Source organism: Streptomonospora mangrovi (assembly GCF_027604915.1).
Taxonomy (GTDB): Bacteria; Actinomycetota; Actinomycetes; order Streptosporangiales; family Streptosporangiaceae; genus Streptomonospora; species Streptomonospora mangrovi.
Genome location: NZ_JAJAQC010000037.1, coordinates 44,005 through 59,215 on the forward strand (window position 1 = coordinate 44,005; position 15,211 = coordinate 59,215).

19 protein-coding genes are annotated in these 15,211 nt (G+C 76.2%); 10 read left to right on the plus strand and 9 right to left on the minus strand.

Features of this window, described 5'->3' with window-relative positions:
* The first annotated feature begins 18 nt into the window (after positions 1 to 18).
* Positions 19 to 936, plus strand: a complete 918-nt coding sequence (locus LG943_RS19620; protein WP_270073776.1) for a metallophosphoesterase — start codon at positions 19 to 21, stop codon at positions 934 to 936.
* A gap of 27 nt (positions 937 to 963) precedes the next feature.
* On the opposite strand, the gene LG943_RS19625 is transcribed toward LG943_RS19620, so the two are convergent.
* A complete protein-coding gene (locus LG943_RS19625; RefSeq protein ID WP_270073777.1) occupies positions 964 to 1,608 on the minus strand; it encodes a DUF6879 family protein in 645 nt (214 codons plus the stop codon).
* Positions 1,577 to 1,846: a hypothetical protein gene (locus tag LG943_RS19630; RefSeq protein ID WP_270073778.1), complete on the minus strand. Its 270-nt coding sequence runs from the start codon at positions 1,844 to 1,846 to the stop codon at positions 1,577 to 1,579. The genes LG943_RS19625 and LG943_RS19630 overlap by 32 nt, the downstream gene beginning before the upstream one ends.
* A gap of 375 nt (positions 1,847 to 2,221) precedes the next feature.
* On the opposite strand from LG943_RS19630, the gene LG943_RS19635 reads away from it, so the two are divergent.
* Positions 2,222 to 2,818 carry a helix-turn-helix domain-containing protein gene (locus LG943_RS19635; RefSeq protein ID WP_270073779.1) on the plus strand — a complete coding sequence of 199 codons (597 nt, stop codon included), beginning with the start codon at positions 2,222 to 2,224 and terminating at the stop codon, positions 2,816 to 2,818.
* Here LG943_RS19635 and LG943_RS19640 read toward each other — a convergent pair.
* Positions 2,811 to 3,212, minus strand: a complete 402-nt coding sequence (locus tag LG943_RS19640) for a VOC family protein (RefSeq protein WP_270073780.1) — start codon at positions 3,210 to 3,212, stop codon at positions 2,811 to 2,813. The genes LG943_RS19635 and LG943_RS19640 overlap by 8 nt on opposite strands.
* Before the next feature lie 188 nt (positions 3,213 to 3,400).
* Here LG943_RS19640 and LG943_RS19645 point away from each other — a divergent pair, with 188 nt between their 5' ends.
* Positions 3,401 to 3,982: an AAA family ATPase gene (locus LG943_RS19645; protein ID WP_270073781.1), complete on the plus strand. Its 582-nt coding sequence runs from the start codon at positions 3,401 to 3,403 to the stop codon at positions 3,980 to 3,982.
* A 24-nt stretch (positions 3,983 to 4,006) separates the two neighbouring features.
* Here the strand turns inward: LG943_RS19645 and LG943_RS19650 are convergent, their stop codons facing one another.
* The 3 genes from LG943_RS19650 to LG943_RS19660 form a co-directional block, all read right to left on the minus strand.
* On the minus strand, positions 4,007 to 4,642 hold the full coding sequence (locus tag LG943_RS19650) for a TetR/AcrR family transcriptional regulator (protein ID WP_270073782.1): 636 nt from the start codon (positions 4,640 to 4,642) through the stop codon (positions 4,007 to 4,009).
* A gap of 41 nt (positions 4,643 to 4,683) precedes the next feature.
* Entirely contained in the window at positions 4,684 to 5,529 is an 846-nt protein-coding gene (locus tag LG943_RS19655; RefSeq protein WP_270073783.1) for a class I SAM-dependent methyltransferase, read from the minus strand.
* Positions 5,530 to 5,701: 172 nt separating this feature from the next.
* Positions 5,702 to 6,211, minus strand: a complete 510-nt coding sequence (locus LG943_RS19660) for a DoxX family membrane protein (protein WP_270073784.1) — start codon at positions 6,209 to 6,211, stop codon at positions 5,702 to 5,704.
* A gap of 145 nt (positions 6,212 to 6,356) precedes the next feature.
* On the opposite strand from LG943_RS19660, the gene LG943_RS19665 reads away from it, so the two are divergent.
* Complete coding sequence (locus LG943_RS19665; RefSeq protein WP_270073785.1) at positions 6,357 to 7,154, plus strand: SDR family NAD(P)-dependent oxidoreductase; 798 nt, start codon at positions 6,357 to 6,359, stop codon at positions 7,152 to 7,154.
* Between the two features lie 69 nt (positions 7,155 to 7,223).
* Here LG943_RS19665 and LG943_RS19670 read toward each other — a convergent pair whose 3' ends face one another.
* Complete coding sequence (locus LG943_RS19670; protein ID WP_270073786.1) at positions 7,224 to 7,418, minus strand: hypothetical protein; 195 nt, start codon at positions 7,416 to 7,418, stop codon at positions 7,224 to 7,226.
* A 102-nt stretch (positions 7,419 to 7,520) separates the two neighbouring features.
* Positions 7,521 to 8,399, minus strand: coding sequence for a CDP-alcohol phosphatidyltransferase family protein (locus tag LG943_RS19675; RefSeq protein WP_408648619.1), 879 nt, complete (start codon positions 8,397 to 8,399; stop codon positions 7,521 to 7,523).
* 86 nt (positions 8,400 to 8,485) lie between these two features.
* Here LG943_RS19675 and LG943_RS19680 point away from each other — a divergent pair, with 86 nt between their 5' ends.
* From LG943_RS19680 to LG943_RS19705, 6 genes are all read left to right on the plus strand, one after another.
* Entirely contained in the window at positions 8,486 to 9,460 is a 975-nt protein-coding gene (locus LG943_RS19680; protein WP_270073787.1) for a zinc-dependent alcohol dehydrogenase, read from the plus strand.
* A 155-nt stretch (positions 9,461 to 9,615) separates the two neighbouring features.
* Positions 9,616 to 10,014: a 6-pyruvoyl trahydropterin synthase family protein gene (locus tag LG943_RS19685; protein ID WP_270073788.1), complete on the plus strand. Its 399-nt coding sequence runs from the start codon at positions 9,616 to 9,618 to the stop codon at positions 10,012 to 10,014.
* Positions 10,011 to 11,165, plus strand: coding sequence for a glycosyltransferase family 4 protein (locus LG943_RS19690; RefSeq protein WP_333486400.1), 1,155 nt, complete (start codon positions 10,011 to 10,013; stop codon positions 11,163 to 11,165). Before LG943_RS19685 ends, LG943_RS19690 begins: the two co-directional genes overlap by 4 nt.
* A 2-nt stretch (positions 11,166 to 11,167) precedes the next feature.
* Complete coding sequence (locus LG943_RS27695) at positions 11,168 to 12,517, plus strand: methyltransferase domain-containing protein (RefSeq protein WP_333486404.1); 1,350 nt, start codon at positions 11,168 to 11,170, stop codon at positions 12,515 to 12,517.
* Between the two features lie 101 nt (positions 12,518 to 12,618).
* Positions 12,619 to 13,605 carry a lysylphosphatidylglycerol synthase transmembrane domain-containing protein gene (locus LG943_RS19700; protein ID WP_270073790.1) on the plus strand — a complete coding sequence of 329 codons (987 nt, stop codon included), beginning with the start codon at positions 12,619 to 12,621 and terminating at the stop codon, positions 13,603 to 13,605.
* A 504-nt stretch (positions 13,606 to 14,109) separates the two neighbouring features.
* Complete coding sequence (locus tag LG943_RS19705; RefSeq protein WP_270073791.1) at positions 14,110 to 14,235, plus strand: hypothetical protein; 126 nt, start codon at positions 14,110 to 14,112, stop codon at positions 14,233 to 14,235.
* A gap of 103 nt (positions 14,236 to 14,338) precedes the next feature.
* On the opposite strand, the gene LG943_RS19710 is transcribed toward LG943_RS19705, so the two are convergent.
* Complete coding sequence (locus LG943_RS19710) at positions 14,339 to 14,974, minus strand: class I SAM-dependent methyltransferase (protein WP_270073792.1); 636 nt, start codon at positions 14,972 to 14,974, stop codon at positions 14,339 to 14,341.
* Positions 14,975 to 15,211 lie beyond the last annotated feature (237 nt).

Sequence of the window (15,211 nt, forward strand, 5' to 3'; positions counted from 1 at the left end):
TCGGGAGGTGCGGTGACGGTGACGACATTGCGGAAGGCGCTGCGGACGGCGGGCACGGCCGCCGCCATCACGGGCGCGGTGGGCCTGGCGGGGATCGGCTACGCGGCGGTGATCGAACGGAACTGGTTCCGCCTGCGCCACTACGAGATCCCGCTGCTGGACCCGGGCAGCCCGCGCCTGCGCGTGCTGCACATCTCCGACGCCCACCTCACCCCGGGCCGCCGCATGCTGCTGGACTGGCTGCGCGGGCTGGCCGACCACGAACCCGACTTCGTGGTGAACACCGGCGACTCCCTGGCCCACCCCGACGCGGTCGAGCCGTTCATCTCGGCGCTGGGCCCCCTGCTGGAGCGCCCGGGGGCGTTCGTCTACGGCTCCAACGACATGTACTCGCCGCAGTTCAAGAACCCGGCCCGGTACCTGTGGCGCAGCAGCCGCGAAGACTACAACAAGCGCACCGTGCCCGACCTGCCGTGGCGCGAACTGGGCGCGGCCATGACCGACGCCGGCTGGCTGGACCTCAACAACCGCAAAGGCGTGATCAAGGCGGGCGACCGCCGGGTCGCCGCCGCGGGCGTGCACGACTCCCACATCGGCCTGGACCGCTACGACAAGGTGGCGGGCACCGCCGACGCCGACGCCGACCTGCGCCTGGGGGTCCTGCACTCCCCCGAGCCGGCCAACCTGAACCGCTTCGCCGCCGACGGCTACCAGCTCCTGCTGGCCGGCCACACCCACGGCGGCCAGCTCTGCCTGCCGTTCTACGGCACCCTGGTGACCAACTGCGGCATCGACCGCCGCCGCGCCTGGGGCCTGCACCGCTACGCCGGCACCTGGCTCCACGTCTCCGGCGGCCTGGGCACCTCCCCCACGGCCCCCGTCCGCTTCGCCTGCCGCCCCGAGGCCAGCATCATCGACCTGGTCGCCCAGGACTGAGCCGCACTCAGCCCCGCCGCGCCCCGGTCAGTCGCCGCCGGCGGACGCCGGCGCCGCCGTCCCGACCTCCCGGTGGAAAAAGTCCAGGAACGGCTGCGATCGCGCGTAGAGTCCCGAGACGAAGTCGGCGGCCCAGTTCGCGAGCACGGGGTCGTCGATGCGCTTGGCTCCGGCGGGAGCCCAGCGGTCGTCGTAACGGACGTGGTAAATGACCCGGCGCCCGTAGACCATGAGTTCGGGAAGAGGGGACCGGTGTTCATGCTGACGCACCGCTTCGGCTTCGAGAACACCGATCTCGTACCCGCATTCAACGAAAACCCGGTGGCTCTGCATCTCCCAACGCAAGTACGGGGTCAACGGATTCTCGACTACGCGCAGCCGCCGCAGGCGCAGCCCTTGCCTGGTATAGGTCGCGATCCCCTCGTGCAGCGCCGGACGCTCGCTTTCAAAGATCTCGAGGACGCGTTTCCAGTCGTTGGCGAGGAAAGCCTGCCACGCGGGGTCTCCCTCCTCGTAGAAAACCTGCGACCGTTCGAGTTTCCATACGTCCCCGACCATGTCGGGGTCGGCCCGCAGTGCCGCGGCGTCAGCGTGGTAGGCGGGCCGGTCCATGACACGCCCGTCAGCCGCACGAACAGCGTCAAGCATCTGGGATGTCAGGTTTTGCGGCACGAAGCATCACTCCAGGGATGATAACCAGGCGCTCGTCGGAGCCGATGCTCATACCCGGCGGCAGGCGATCGGCATATCGTTGCGTCGCATCGCGGCCCACGATCGCGATGTCACCGTTGTCGAGTTCCCAGATCTCCGGGCAGTCGTTGTCAATACGGCTCTTGCGCAGTTCGGCGGCCGTCTTTCCGAGGCGGCGTCTGAAACCGGCGGTGGGATCGGCATCCCAAAGGCGCTCCATGAGAACTCCTCAGTCCGTTGGTCGGATTAGAAGACGTTCCCCCGACCACCGAGACAACGCGGCCCGTCCGGAATGAGACAACAAGTGGCCACCAAGGTTGACAACGACGGTACTACCCCGAGCCTTCGGAGGGGCGGAAATCCCCTCCCTACCGAGTTGTCGCATTCGGAGAAACGACCCCAGAACAGCACGTAGCACCCGAGGGCACGCCGCGCGCCCGCGAGTTCGTCACGCTTCGTGGTCGCCGCACGGGTTCGGGCCGGGTTGGGTGGGCGGTGGCAGACTGGAGGGGTGTACCGGGAACGTGCGTCGCGGGTGGCGGGGGCCGTGGTGTGGCGGGGGGCGGCCGTCGCCGGGCGGGAGGACCATCGGGTGATGCCCGACGGGTGCATGGACCTGCTGTGGTGCGCGGGGCGGCTGGTGGTGGCCGGGCCCGACACCGCGGCGCACTTCGCGGCGTGGAGCGCGGACGGACCGGTCGTGGGGCTGCGGCTGCCGCCCGGCATGGGGCCCGCGGTGCTGGGGGTGCCCGCGCGGGAGTTGCGCGATCAGCGGGTGGAACTCGAGGACGTCTGGCCGGCGGGTGAGGTGCGGCGCATCGCGGAGAAGGCCGGGGAGTCCGGGCCGGGGGCCGTGCTGGAGGCCCTGGCCGCCGAGCGGCTGCGCGAGGCGGGCGGCGTCGACCCGGTGATGGCGGCGGTCGCCGGCCACCTGGCCCGGGGCGCGTCCGTGGCCGCCGTCGCCGAGGCCACCGGGCTGGACACGCGGCGGCTGCACCGCAAGAGCACGGCGGCGTTCGGATACGGTCCCAAGACCCTGGCGCGGATCCTGCGGTTCACCCGGGCGCTGGAGGCCGCGCGCGCCGGCACGGCCTACGCCGAGGTCGCCGCCACGACCGGCTACGCCGACCAGGCGCACCTTTCGCGCGAGGTGCGGGCGCTGGCCGGCGTGCCGTTGGGTACCCTTACGTAGCGGCGCCGGGCAGCGGCGCGAACAGGTCGACGTGGTTGCCGTCGGGGTCCACCACCACCGCGTAGCGCTGCCCCCAGAACGCGTCCCAGGGCTCCATCTCGCCGGTGTGGCCCGCCGCCACCAGGTCGGCGTAGAGGCGGTCCACCTCGGCGGCGTCGTCGCAGGCGAACGCCATGCCGACCCCTCCCCCGGCGGACGGCTGCCAGTCGGGGTCGATGGACCGGACGACCTCCACGGTGTCCCACAGGATGCTGACCCCGCCGCCCACCTTGTACTCCACGTGCTGTTCGCCGTCGGCCTCGGCGGGGATGTCCAGGCCGAGGCTCCGGTAGAACGCCAGGGACTTCCCCATGTCGGCGGCGACGATCTCCACCGCGCTGAATCGTGCTGTCATACGGCCCACGCTAGGCGGTGGCTCCCCCGCAGGTCTTGAAGGTTTCGGACACCTTGTCCCCGTTTTTTGCTCCCCGGCCTCTACTCCCCGGCCGCTGCCCCATCCCCTTCCGCTGTGGGCGGACACCCTCTGATCCCCTGCCCCGCAGCCCTGTCCCCTGTCCGCTGAAACCCTTGAAGGAGACACCCATGACCGCCGCCGTCCCCACCGCCGAGCGCGGGACCGACCGGTTCTTCGTCGTGACCGGTGGTCCCGGCTCGGGCAAGAGCACCCTGCTGGACCACCTGCGGCCGCTGGGCCTGGCCTGCGCGCCCGAGGCGGGTCGCGCCGTCATCCGCGACCAGGCGGCTATCGGCGGGCGCGGGCTGCCCTGGGCGGACCCCGGCCTGTTCGCCGAGCTGATGCTGGCGTGGGACATGCGCTCCCACCGCGAGGCGGCCGCCGCCGAGGGCGCGGTGGTGTTCGACCGGGGCGTGGTGGACGTGCTCGGCTACCTGCGGCTGTCGGGCCGCCCGGTGCCCGAGCACGTGGCGGCCGCCGCCCGCCGGGTCCGCTACCACCGCCGAGTCTTCGTCGCCCCGCCCTGGCCCGAGATCTACCGCACCGACGGCGAGCGGCGGCAGTCCCCCGCCGAGGCCGAGCGCACCTACGACGCCATGGTGACCGCCTACACCGAGCACGGCTACGAGCTGGTGGAGCTGCCGCGCGTGCCCCCCGCCGAGCGCGCCCGGTTCGTGGCCGAGTCCGTGGCGGCGTGGGCGCGGGGGTAAGGGCCACCGCCCGCGCCCGAGCGCTCAGCGCCGGCGGACGCCGTCCAGCACGGCGGCGACCAGGTCGTCCACCACCTCGGGTGCGACCTCGGGTGGCGCCGCGCCGGGCAGGGGTCCCGGAGGGGGCAGGACCAGTTCGTGGCAGGCGCCGACGACCATGGTGGCCACGGCCTCGCACCGCGCCCCGGCCGCCACCCGCCCCAGGCGCTGCTCGGCGCGCAGGTACTCGGCGATCCCGGCGCGCAGCCCGCGCCCGTCGGCGAGCGGGTTGGGCAGCGCCGCGAAGCGCTCCAGCACCTTGGGGCGGGAGGCCAGGCCGGCGAACGCGGGGAGGATCGCGCGGTGCAGGGCGATGCCGTGCCGCACGATCGCGCGCAGGTTGTCCTCGACACCGCCGGTGCCGGCGACCGGCAGCGGCCCCAGCGCGCGCTCGGCCGCGCGCACGTGCGCGTGCAGCGCCAGGGCCAGCAGCTCCTCCTTGTCGGCGAAGTGGTTGTAGAGCACTCCGGCGGCGACCCGGGCCTCGCGTGCGATGTCGCGGACGGTGAGTCCGGCGGCGCCGCGCTCGGCGACCAGGCGCTCGGCGGCGGCGACGAGGTGGTCGCGCAGCGACGGCCCGCCGCCGCCGTCGCGCAGGACGGCCGCTGTTCTGGGTGACATCACCGGTCATCGTATGCGGCGCCGGGCGGCCCGACCCCGCCTCAGCCCTCGGGGCGGTGGGCGGTGGCCAGCCAGGCGGCGCCGGTCAGCCGCACGGCGCCGCCGGACTCGAACGCGCGCAGCGCCCCGGTGATGGCGTCGCGCGCCTTGGCGGCCGAGGCCGCGTCGGCGCGGTCGAGGAGGTGGCGCACCGGCCCCCAGCCGGCGAGGAAGGCGCCGGCGTCCTCGGCGTCGGCGCCCCACACCTGCGGCGCGCGGACCTCGCGGACGCCGATCCCGGTGAACCCGGCGGCCTCCAGCACCGCGCGGACGTGGTCGGGGTCGGCCATGGACACCGCGCCGCGCACCCCGTCCTCACCGCTCTCCACCGGCAGGTAGGGGGCGGCGGCCGCGAAGACGGCACCGAGGTCGTTGCGGTCCATCCCGCGCAGGAACAGCAGCGCGAGCCGGCCGCCGGGGCGCAGCGCGCGGGCGACGTTGGCGAAGGCGGCGACCGGGTCGGCGAAGAACATCACCCCGAACCGGCTGAGGGCGACGTCGAAGGCGCCGGGCGGGAACGGGTGCACCTGCGCGTCGGCCTGCTCGAACGCGGCGTTGGCCACCCCCTCCTCGGCGGCGGTGGCCCGCGCGCGGGCCAGCATCGGACCGGACAGGTCGACACCGAAGGCGCCGCCGGGCGCCGCGCGGCGCGCGGCCAGCCGGGTGACCTGGCCGCATCCGCAGCCGATGTCCAGGACGCGCTCGCCCGCGCCGATGGCGGCGGCCGCGAGGAGGGGGTCGTTGAAGCCGCTGTTGACGGCGTCGTAGCGGGCCTGGTGCTCGGCCCAGTGGGCGCCCTCGTAGCCGTTCCAGGCGCGGGACTGCTCGGTGTTGACGACTGTGCTCATCGGGGTGGCCTTCCGCCGCTGGGGGATGGTGCGCAGCATCGTGAACGGGTGTTCATGAACGCGTGTTCATAATGACCGCGCGGCGATGCCGCGTCAACCACCCCGACCGCCCCCGACAGCCGGACGGGCGGCACCGCGTGCGGCGGGCCGCCCGAACGGAGACGGCCGGTGTCTAGCTGGACCGGGGGTCGATCCGGGTGGACACCCGGCGCGCCGCGCGCCCCGCCCGCTTGCGGGCGCGGGCGGTGGAGCGGCGGGCGTGGTGCACCGCGTGCTGGGCGTCGTAGACCACCTTGGGCGGGCGCCGCCGGGGCTCGGTGGCCACCAGCACCAGGGCGCCGAGCAGGCCGAGGTCCTTGATCGCGCCCTCGCGCGCCGAGGGCACGGCCTGGCCCTGGGCCGCCGCGACGATCGAGGGCACCGCCTGGGCGGCCATGACGACGCACGCCAGCCGGGTGCCCTTGCCGAGCAGCAGCAGAGTGCCGGCGCCGACCCCGGCGGCGGCCTGCACCCGCACCACCAGCACGGGGTTGTCGGGCACCCACGCATACCTCTTGGAGAGCCGGCTCACCATGGGCGCGAGCGCCTCGGCCCGCGGCTCGGGGTCGCGCAGGGTCTCGACCGAGTCCACGATGAACGGGGCGGCGAGCAGTCGCTGAAGCTGTTTGCGTAGCACTCCCATGCTGAGCCGTATACCCGGGACGTCCCCAAAGATCCGGCGCCGCCGCGACTTTTGCCCGCCCGGCGGGCGCCGCCCGCGCGGGCCTGCGAGTTCGACGGCGGTTTTCCGCCAGACCGCGCGGCGCCCGGCGGCCAGGATCCTGGCTATGGATCTTCACCTCACCGACAAGGTCGCCGTCGTCACCGGCGCGAGCAAGGGCATCGGCCTGGCGGTCGCCCAGGGGCTGGCCGAGGAGGGCGCGCGGGTGGTCACCGCCAGCCGCACGGTCACCCCCGAACTGGCCGAACTGCGCGACGCCTACGGCGCCACGGTCGTCACCGCGGACCTGGCCAGGCCCGAGGCCGCCGCCGAACTGGTGGGCGCCGCCGTCGACGCCCACGGCGGAATCGACGTCCTGGTCAACAACGCCGCCGTCAGCGAGCCCGCCCCCGACTTCGTCAGCGCCGACGACGACGCCTGGCGGCGCGTCTTCGACCTCAACCTGTTCGGCACGGTGCGCGTGACCCGCGCGGCCGTGCCCGTGCTGACCACGCGGGGCGGCGGCGCGATCGTCAACGTCAGCTCGGTCAACGCGCGCATGCCCGCCGCGAGCATCGTGCACTACTCCGCCTCCAAGGCGGCCCTGACCAACGTCGGCCGCGCGCTGGCCGAGGAGCTGGGCGCCAGCGGGATCCGGGTCAACACGGTGTCGCCGGGGCCGGTGCGCACACCCATGTGGACGGCCGAGGAGGACGGCTTCGCCAACGGCTTCGCCGCGCGGGCCGGCATCACCGTGGACGAGGTCATGGACCGGCTGCTGCCGGAGACCTTCGCGGTGACCACCGGCCGGGTGAGCGAGCCGCGCGAGGTGGCCGACGTGGTGCTCTTCCTCGCCTCGCCGCGCGCGGCCAACATCACCGGGTCCGACTACGTGATCGACGGCGGCGTGCTCAAGACCGCCTGAGCCCGGGGCGCGCCGGGGCGGCGGGCCGCGCCGGGCGCCCCCGTACCCCGGCGCGGCGGCGCGGCGGCCTCAGCGGTCGGAGTCGCCGACGCAGTGGGTGAACACGTTCATGTTCAGCCCGACCAGGCCGCCGGACTCCTGGGCGGTGTTGCAGGCGCGGTAGGCGTCGTCGTGGAACGTCCCGGCCGAGGCGGCGCCGCCCGCCGCCCCGAACAGGCCGAGGGCGAGCAGGCCGGTCGCGACGATCCGTCGGGGCAGCCGCATCGAGTGTCCTTTCGGGTGCAATTACGGGAAAACGGGCACATGGCCCGCGGTCCACGAACGAATGTGGTCGTCCGGTTACCCTACGCCACCGATCCGGATCTCTCAGGCGTTCGGTCCGGATCCCGTGCCGGACTTCTGCCGCACCGCCCGGTGCCGCCACAGCCACACCACGTCGCGCCCGAACGACCAGCACAGCAGCGCCAGCGCGGCGCCGGCCGCCGCCGGCGCCGCCCAGGGCGCCGCGACCACCGGCACCCCGGCGGCCAGCGCCACCAGCACGACCCCCTGCGCCCCCGCCACCGCCTTGCGGGCCGTCGAGGGGGGCAGCGGCGCGCGCAGCCACGGCAGCACCCGGCCCGCCCCGCCGAACATGTAGCGCATCGCCCCGATGGCCAGCACCCACGCGCCCACCGGCCCGGCGGCGGCGTCCGCGCTGAGCACCAGCAGCAGCACCGCGTCGACCTCCATGTCGAACCGCGCGCCCAGCGGCGACACCGTGCGGGTGCGGCGGGCCACCCGGCCGTCCAGCGCGTCCAGCGCCAGCGCCACGGCCGCCAGCGCCGCCAGGACCCACCGCGCGGGGTCGCCCGGGTGCTCCGGACCGCCGGCCAGGCCGTCGGCGACCAGGCCGTCGGCCACCAGCGCGGCCACGCCGCCCACCAGCACCGCGCGCACGAGAGTGACCGCGTCGGCGGGGCCGAACCTCCCGCCCGCCCGCCGCAGGCCCGCGCCTAGTAGCAGCCACAGGCCGAGCGCGTAGCAGGCGGCCGCCACCGCACCGGCGGCGTCCAGGCCGACGCCCGCCCACAGCGCGGCCGTCAGCCCCGCCACCGCCACGCCGGCCGCCCCCGCCGCCCGGCGCGCCGCGCGCGATGCCGCGGGCGCGCCCGCGCCGGGGGCCGGGCCGCCGCCCGTGGCGCCCGTGCGCCGCTGCGTGGACTCGCCGCCGATGACCGCCTCCCCGGGTATGACCGGGATCACCTTGCACCGGGTATCGTACCGAGCGGCGCCGGAGCGGTCCGCGTCCCGGCGCAGCGGCGGACGCCGCACGAGGAGGGGGACCGCCTGTGCCCGAAGCGCGCGCCTACTGGCTCCAGCGGCCCGGCCGCGGCGCGATCCAGCCCGTCGACCTGGCCGAACCCGGCCCCGGCCAGGTGCTGGTGCGCACCCGCTACTCCGCGGTGAGCCGGGGCACCGAGGCCGTGGTGTTCCGCGGCGGCGTGCCCGAGAGCCAGCGCGACGCCATGCGCGCGCCGTTCCAGGAGGGCGACTTCCCCGGACCGGTCAAGTACGGCTACCTCAACGTCGGCGTGGTCGAGCGGGGCCCCGAGCACCTGCTCGGCCGCACCGTGTTCTGCCTCTACCCCCACCAGACCCGCTACGTGGTGCCCGCCGACGCGGTCACGCCCGTGCCGGCCGACGTGCCCGCCGAGCGCGCGGTGCTGGCCGGAACCGTGGAGACCGCCGTCAACGCGCTGTGGGACGCCGCACCGCTGGTCGGCGACCGGATCGCGGTGGTGGGCGCCGGCATGGTCGGCGCGAGCGTCGCCGCGATCGCCGCCGGCCTGCCGGGCGCCCGCGTCCAGCTCGTGGACGTCGACCCCGACCGCGCGGCGGTGGCCGCCGCCCTGGGGGTGGACTTCGCCGCGCCCGAGGACGCCGCCGGCGACTGCGACCTGGTGGTGCACACCAGCGCGACCGAGGCGGGGCTGCGGCGCTCGCTGGAACTGCTCGCCCACGAGGGCACGGTGGTGGAGCTGAGCTGGTACGGCGACCGCACCGTCAGCCTGCCACTGGGCGCGCACTTCCACCCCCGCCGACTCACGGTGCGCGGCAGCCAGGTCGGCACGGTCGCGCCCGCGCGCGGCGCCCGGCGCGGCTTCGCCGGTCGGATGGAGGTGGCGCTGCGGCTGCTGGCCGACGACCGTTTCGACGCCCTCATCACGGGGGAGAGCCCGTTCGCCGACCTGCCGGCGGTGCTGCCGCAGCTGGTCGGCGGCGACCTGCCCGGCCTGGCCCACCGCATCGTCTACCCGGACTGACCGGCCGCGCCGGCGCGTCGCCGGTTCGCGCCGGTCCGGACCGGCGCGTTTAGGGCCCGCGCCGGCCGTCCGGTCCGGGCCCCGACGGCGCCGGAGCCGCCGGCGGCGCACCGCCCCCCGATCACCGACCACCCCGACCCCGCCCAGGAGCCGCCTTGTTCAGCATCACCGTCCGCGACCACGTCATGATCGCCCACAGCTTCCGCGGCGCGGTGTTCGGCCCGGCGCAGCGGCTGCACGGCGCCACCTACGTCGTGGACGCCGTCTTCCGCCGGCCCGAACTCGACGCCGACAACCTCGTCGTGGACATCGGCCTGGCAACCCGCGAACTGGGCGCGGTGCTGGGCGAGCTGAACTACCGCAACCTGGACGAGGAACCCGCCTTCGCCGGGGTGAACACCTCCACGGAGTTCCTGGCCAAGGTCGTGGCCGACCGCCTGGCCGACCGAATCGTCGCCGGCGCCCTGGGTGAGGGCGCGCGCGGCCTCACCGGTCTGGCGGTGACGCTGCGGGAGTCCCACGTCGCGTGGGCGACCTACGAGCGCGACCTGTGACCCGCCCGGTACGGCAGGAGGCACGCGAGGTACGGCGGGAGGCGCGCGCGGTGCACGCCGTGCTGCCGGGCGGGGTGGACGATCCGGTCTCGCCCAGCGGCGGCAACGCCTACGACCGGCACGTCTGCGCCGGCCTGGCCGCGCGGGGCCGGCCGGTGCGCCGGCTGACCGTGCCCGGCGCCTGGCCCCGGCCCGCCCCCGCCGACCTCGCCGGGCTGGAGCGGGAGCTGGCCGCGCTGCCCGACGGAGCCCTCGTCCTCGCCGACGGGCTGGTGGTGTGCGGCGTGCCCGAGGCGGTCGTGCCGCACGCGCGCCGGCTGCGGCTGACCGTGGTGGCGCACATGCGGCTGGCCGACGAGACCGGGCTACCCGACGACGTCGCCGCCCGGCTCGACGCGGCCGAGCGGAGCGTGCTGCGCTCCGCCGCGGCGGTGGTCGCCACCAGCGGGTGGGCCGCGCGCCGCCTGGCCGACCACCACGGGCTGCCGCGCGAGCGCGTCCACGTCGTCGCGCCGGGCACCGCGCCCGCGCCGGTCGCCGAGGGCACCGACGGGCGCACGCGCCTGCTGTCGGTCGCGGCCGTCACACCGCGCAAGGGCCACGACCTGCTGGTCGACGCGCTGGCGCGGGTGGCCGACCGGCCGTGGCGGTGCGACTTCGCAGGTCCGCTGGACCGCGCACCCGAGCACGTGGAGCGGCTGCGCGCCGCGATCGACCGGCACGGCCTGGCCGGGCGCGTCCGGCTGCGCGGGCCGCTGGCCGGAGCGGAACTGGCCGCCGCCTACGCCTCGGCCGACCTCGCCGTGCTGGGCTCGCGCGGCGAGACCTTCGGCATGGCGGTCGCCGAGGCGCTGGCCTGCGGCATCCCCGTCCTCGCGCCGGGGCTGGACGCCCTGCCCGACACCGTGGGGCGCGCCCCCGACGGCACGGTGCCCGGGATCCTGGTGCCGGCCGCCGATGCCGACGCGCTCGCCGAGGGCCTGGCCGCCTGGCTCGACGACGCCGCGCTGCGGCGGCGGCTGCGCGGTGCGGCCCTGGCCCGGCGGGGAATGCTGGACTCATGGGAGGAGGCGGTGCGGCGCATGGACCACGTCCTGGAGGCGGTGGCGGCCCTGCCGCGCCCCGGCGCGCGGCAGGAGGCGGCCGGGTGACCATGCCGTTCGCCGAGTGGCTGGCGCTGCGGGAGGCCGCCGACGCCGATGCGCGCTCCGCCGATCTGGTGCCGGTCCTGCGCGCCGCCCTGCCTCCGGTCGGGCGCGGGAGCGGGGGCGAGGGCAGGGGCGGTGGCCAGGGCGGGGGCGGTGCCGGGGGAAGGGCCGGTGGCGGGGGCAGGGGTGCGAGCGGAGGCAGAGGCGCGAGCGGGGGCGGGCCGCTGGTCGTGCACGACCTCGGCTGCGGAACCGGGTCCATGGGCCGCTGGCTGGCGCCCTTGCTGATCGGCCCGCAGCACTGGGTGCTGCACGACCGCGACGCCGACCTGCTCGGCCGCGCGCGCGGCGACCTCCCGCGCGCGGGCCTCGGGGGCGTGCCGGTCACGGCGGAGGTCCGCGTCGGCGACCTCACCCGGCTGCGCCCGGCCGACCTCGCCCCGGCGGACCTGGTGACGGCGTCGGCCCTGCTGGACATGCTGACGGCGGAGGAGGTCGCCGCGCTCGCGGAGGTATGCGCGGGGGTCGGCTGCCCGGTGCTGCTGAGCCTGTCCGTGATGGGGCGGGTGGAACTGGTCCCGCCCGATCCGCTGGACGGCGCGATCGCGGCGGCCTTCGACTCCCACCAGCGGCGCGCCGAGGGCGGCCGTCGCCTGCTCGGCCCCGACGCGCCCGCCGCAGCGGCCGCCGCGTTCCGCCGCCTGGGCGCCCGGGTGGTGACGCGGTCGAGTCCGTGGCGGCTGGGCCCCGACCAGGCGGGACTGACGGCGGAGTGGCTGCGCGGCTGGGTGGGCGCGGCCGTGGAGCAGCGCCCCGACCTCGCTTCATCGGCGGCCGTCTACCTGCGCGACCGCCTGGAGGCGTGCGCGCGGGGCGGCCTGCGGGTGGTGGTGCACCACACCGACCTGCTGGCGCTGCCCGCCCGCGAGGGCGCGACCGGGCGCCGCCCCGCCGTGCGCACGCGCGCCGAGGCGGTGGAGGGCGCGTATGCGGTGGAGGTGGCCGAGGCGCCGGTGGGTGGATGGACGGTGGTGGGAGCGGCGAGGACGGACGCGCCCTCGGAGGCAGGCGTGACCCTGATGGAAAGCGCAATCCCGGTGGCAGAGAGTGCGGTCCAAGCGGCAGAAGGCACCGCACAGACAGCGGCAGGCGCGATCCCGGAGGCAGGGGCCGCACGTCAAGGGATGGCAGGCACGGCCCAGGCAGCCGGAAACGCGGTCCCGGCGGCAGGGAGCGGGACCGGGGGTACGGAAGGCATGTCCTCGGCGGGAGACGACGCGGCCCCGGCGGGGGAAACCGTGCCCGCAGCGGTGGCGGACGTGCCGCAGAGGGCGGAGGGCGTGCCGGGGCCGTGAGCGCGAGGGCGCGGGCCGGAGGCCGCGCGGGCTCGGCGAAGCGGCCGCGCGCCTGGAGCCGAGTCGATTTCCCGAGCGATCGCCTGCGGGCCTGGGTTCGGGTGGCCCTGAGCGCGGGCATCCTCGCGCTGCTGGTGTGGCGGCTGGGCGACGACGCGCTGCGCGCGGGCCTGGCCGCGCTCGGCCCGGGGCCGGTGGTCGCCGCCCTGGGGATCGGCGCGGCGACCACGGTGTGCGGCGCGGGGCGCTGGGTGGTGGTGGCGCGGGGGCTGGGCCTGCGGTTGCCGTTCCGGGCGGCCGTGGCCGACTACTACCGGGCGCTCCTGCTCAACTCGGTACTGCCCACGGGGGTGCTGGGCGACGTGCACCGCGCGTTCCGCCACGGCCGCCGGGTGGGGGCCACCGGCCGGGCGGCGCGGGCGGTGCTGCTGGAGCGGCTGGCCGGACAGGTGGTGCTGGTGGGGGCCGCGCTGCCGGTGCTGGCGCTGGCGGCGCCGACGGTGGCGGCCGTCGTGCACCGGGCGGAGCCGTCGGGTGCCGCCGCTGCGGCGGTGCTCGCGGGCGCGGCCGTGATCGTGGGCGGCGCGCTGGTCTGGGCGGTGGTCGGCGGCCACGGTCGGCGGCTCGCGCGGGTGGGCGCGGAACTGGGGCGGGAGGTCCGCGCGGTGGCGTCCGCGCCTGCGGTCTGGCTCGGCGCCTTGGGGCTGTCGGCGGTTGCGCTGGCCGGTTATCTGGTGCTGTTCGTGGTCGCCGCCCGCGCGGCGGGCGTGGCGGCACCGGTGGCCGTGCTGATGCCCGCCCTGGTGGTGGCGCTGATGGCGATGAGCATTCCCGTGGGGTTTGGCGGCTGGGGCCCGCGCGAGTCGGCGGCGGCCGCCGGGTTCGCGGCGGTGGGCCTGGACGCCGCCCAGGGGTTCGGCGCCGCCGTGGCCTACGGGCTGCTGGCACTGGTCAGCACACTTCCGGGAGCGGTTGTGCTGCTGGCGGACCGCCTCCGCCACCGACGGTCGGCGAAGCCGGGAGGCCGGTTCGCGGGCGGGAAAGTCGGCGATCGTACGACGGCGGATGATCAGCCGATCCGCCGGTGAGTACCCGAGCCCGAGCCGAGGCGAAGACGACGACGCCAAGTGGCTCGGCAGGGCAACCACCGGATCCGGGGTGCGGGTAGCTGAGCCCGAAACGGGGGCGCCGAGGCGAGGCGGGAGTCCACGCGCGCGGCCATCGGCACCCGGGGCGGATGGCCGGCGTTGCGACAAGGCACCAAGGCGACGCGCAGCCCACGGTCCGCGACCACCGGCCAGCGCGACGGACGGCTGAGGCAGCGACGAGGCGCTAAGCGGAACGCACTCCCAGGCGCGCGGTTGCCGGGTCTCGGCCGATTCGTTGAGGTGGCGTAAGGGCGAAGGCGAGGCGGAAATCCAGGCGCGCGGCCATCGGTCCTCAAGGCGGATGGCCGAGGCGGCAACGAGGCACCGAGGCCAAGCGCAACTCCAGATACGCGGTCATCGGGCACGTGGGCGGTCGGCTGGGCAGTGTCGGGGCACCGAGGTCGGGCGCGGGTCCGGGCGCGCGGTCACCCGTGCTCGGGGCGGATGGTTGCGGATGGTGCCGCGCCGCGCCGCCGCCCGGAGCGGGAGGTCGCGGCGGCCGCCGAACGCTCGGTGGCCGTGGACGGCGCGGCGGCCGCCCCGCTGTCGGGCACCCCGCTTACTCCCTGACCCGCCTCCTCCTGATGCGCCCACCGCCCGATGCGGTCGACGCCCCGGGCGCCGTCCGGGTCCGCGTATGCCGAGCGGGACCCGGGCGGCGCCGGGCGGGGTGTCACACCCGGCGGACGCGGGCCAGCCACGCCGCCTGGTCGACCGGCTCGCCGGGCGTGAGGCCCAGGGAGTCGGCGACCCCCTCCACGGCGATGCACCGGTAGCGGGCCGGGCGGAGTTCCTCCAGCTCCCAGCCCGCGCCGAAGGCGTCGCGGATGACGGAGTCGCCGATGCGCGGGCCGAACCCGGGTTCGGCGTCGGAGAGGGCCAGCACGTACACCAGCCCGCCGGGGCGGCACACCGCGTGCAGGTTGCGGACGTAGGCGGCGCGGTCGGCGGGGTCGCCGAACACGTGGAACAGCGCGCTGTCGACCACGGTGTCCACTCGGCGCCCGGAGTCGGCGAGGGCGAAGGCGTCGGCCACCTCGAACCGGGCCTCGACGCCCTTGTCGGCGGCGTTGGCGCGGGCGAGTTCGACGGCTCTGGCCGAGAAGTCGAACCCGACCACGTCGTAGCCGAGCCGGGCGAGGTGGATGGTGTGCTCGCCGGTGCCGCACCCGGGGTCGAGCACGGTGCCGCTGATCCCCCCGGCGCGCTCCAGGGCCACGATCTCGGGTTGGGGTTCGCCGATCACCCAGGGCGCGGAGTGGTGCTCGTAGGCGGAGTCGAACAGGTCGGCGGACAGGGAGTCGGGCATGGGCTGCTCCTCGCGGCTCGGGTGCGGCCGGGCTCCGGGGCGGGGCACCGGCGCCCGCCATTGTGGGACCTGAAGCACGGTGGAGGTCAACGGGTTTCGCAGCGGCGAGACCGTCGGGACCGTCGGAGAGGTCGGCTCGGCCGAGTCGGCTACGCCCCGCCTCGCCGGTTCGACCGGAGCCCCGCCCACCGAGAGAGGTCGGCGCGGCCCCGACCGGCAGAGCCACGCCCGCCCCAC

Excerpts from the sequence above, each read along its gene's own strand:
- LG943_RS19630 (WP_270073778.1), bottom strand. The coding sequence starts at position 1,846 with ATGGAGCGCCTTTGGGATGCCGATCCCACCGCCGGTTTCAGACGCCGC.
- LG943_RS19635 (WP_270073779.1), top strand. The coding sequence starts at position 2,222 with ATGCCCGACGGGTGCATGGACCTGCTGTGGTGCGCGGGGCGGCTGGTG.
- LG943_RS19640 (WP_270073780.1), bottom strand. The coding sequence starts at position 3,212 with ATGACAGCACGATTCAGCGCGGTGGAGATCGTCGCCGCCGACATGGGG.
- LG943_RS19645 (WP_270073781.1), top strand. The coding sequence starts at position 3,401 with ATGACCGCCGCCGTCCCCACCGCCGAGCGCGGGACCGACCGGTTCTTC.
- LG943_RS19650 (WP_270073782.1), bottom strand. The coding sequence starts at position 4,642 with ATGTCACCCAGAACAGCGGCCGTCCTGCGCGACGGCGGCGGCGGGCCG.
- LG943_RS19655 (WP_270073783.1), bottom strand. The coding sequence starts at position 5,529 with ATGAGCACAGTCGTCAACACCGAGCAGTCCCGCGCCTGGAACGGCTAC.
- LG943_RS19660 (WP_270073784.1), bottom strand. The coding sequence starts at position 6,211 with ATGGGAGTGCTACGCAAACAGCTTCAGCGACTGCTCGCCGCCCCGTTC.
- LG943_RS19665 (WP_270073785.1), top strand. The coding sequence starts at position 6,357 with ATGGATCTTCACCTCACCGACAAGGTCGCCGTCGTCACCGGCGCGAGC.
- LG943_RS19670 (WP_270073786.1), bottom strand. The coding sequence starts at position 7,418 with ATGCGGCTGCCCCGACGGATCGTCGCGACCGGCCTGCTCGCCCTCGGC.
- LG943_RS27695 (WP_333486404.1), top strand. The coding sequence starts at position 11,168 with ATGCCGTTCGCCGAGTGGCTGGCGCTGCGGGAGGCCGCCGACGCCGAT.
- LG943_RS19705 (WP_270073791.1), top strand. The coding sequence starts at position 14,110 with ATGGTTGCGGATGGTGCCGCGCCGCGCCGCCGCCCGGAGCGGGAGGTC.
- LG943_RS19710 (WP_270073792.1), bottom strand. The coding sequence starts at position 14,974 with ATGCCCGACTCCCTGTCCGCCGACCTGTTCGACTCCGCCTACGAGCAC.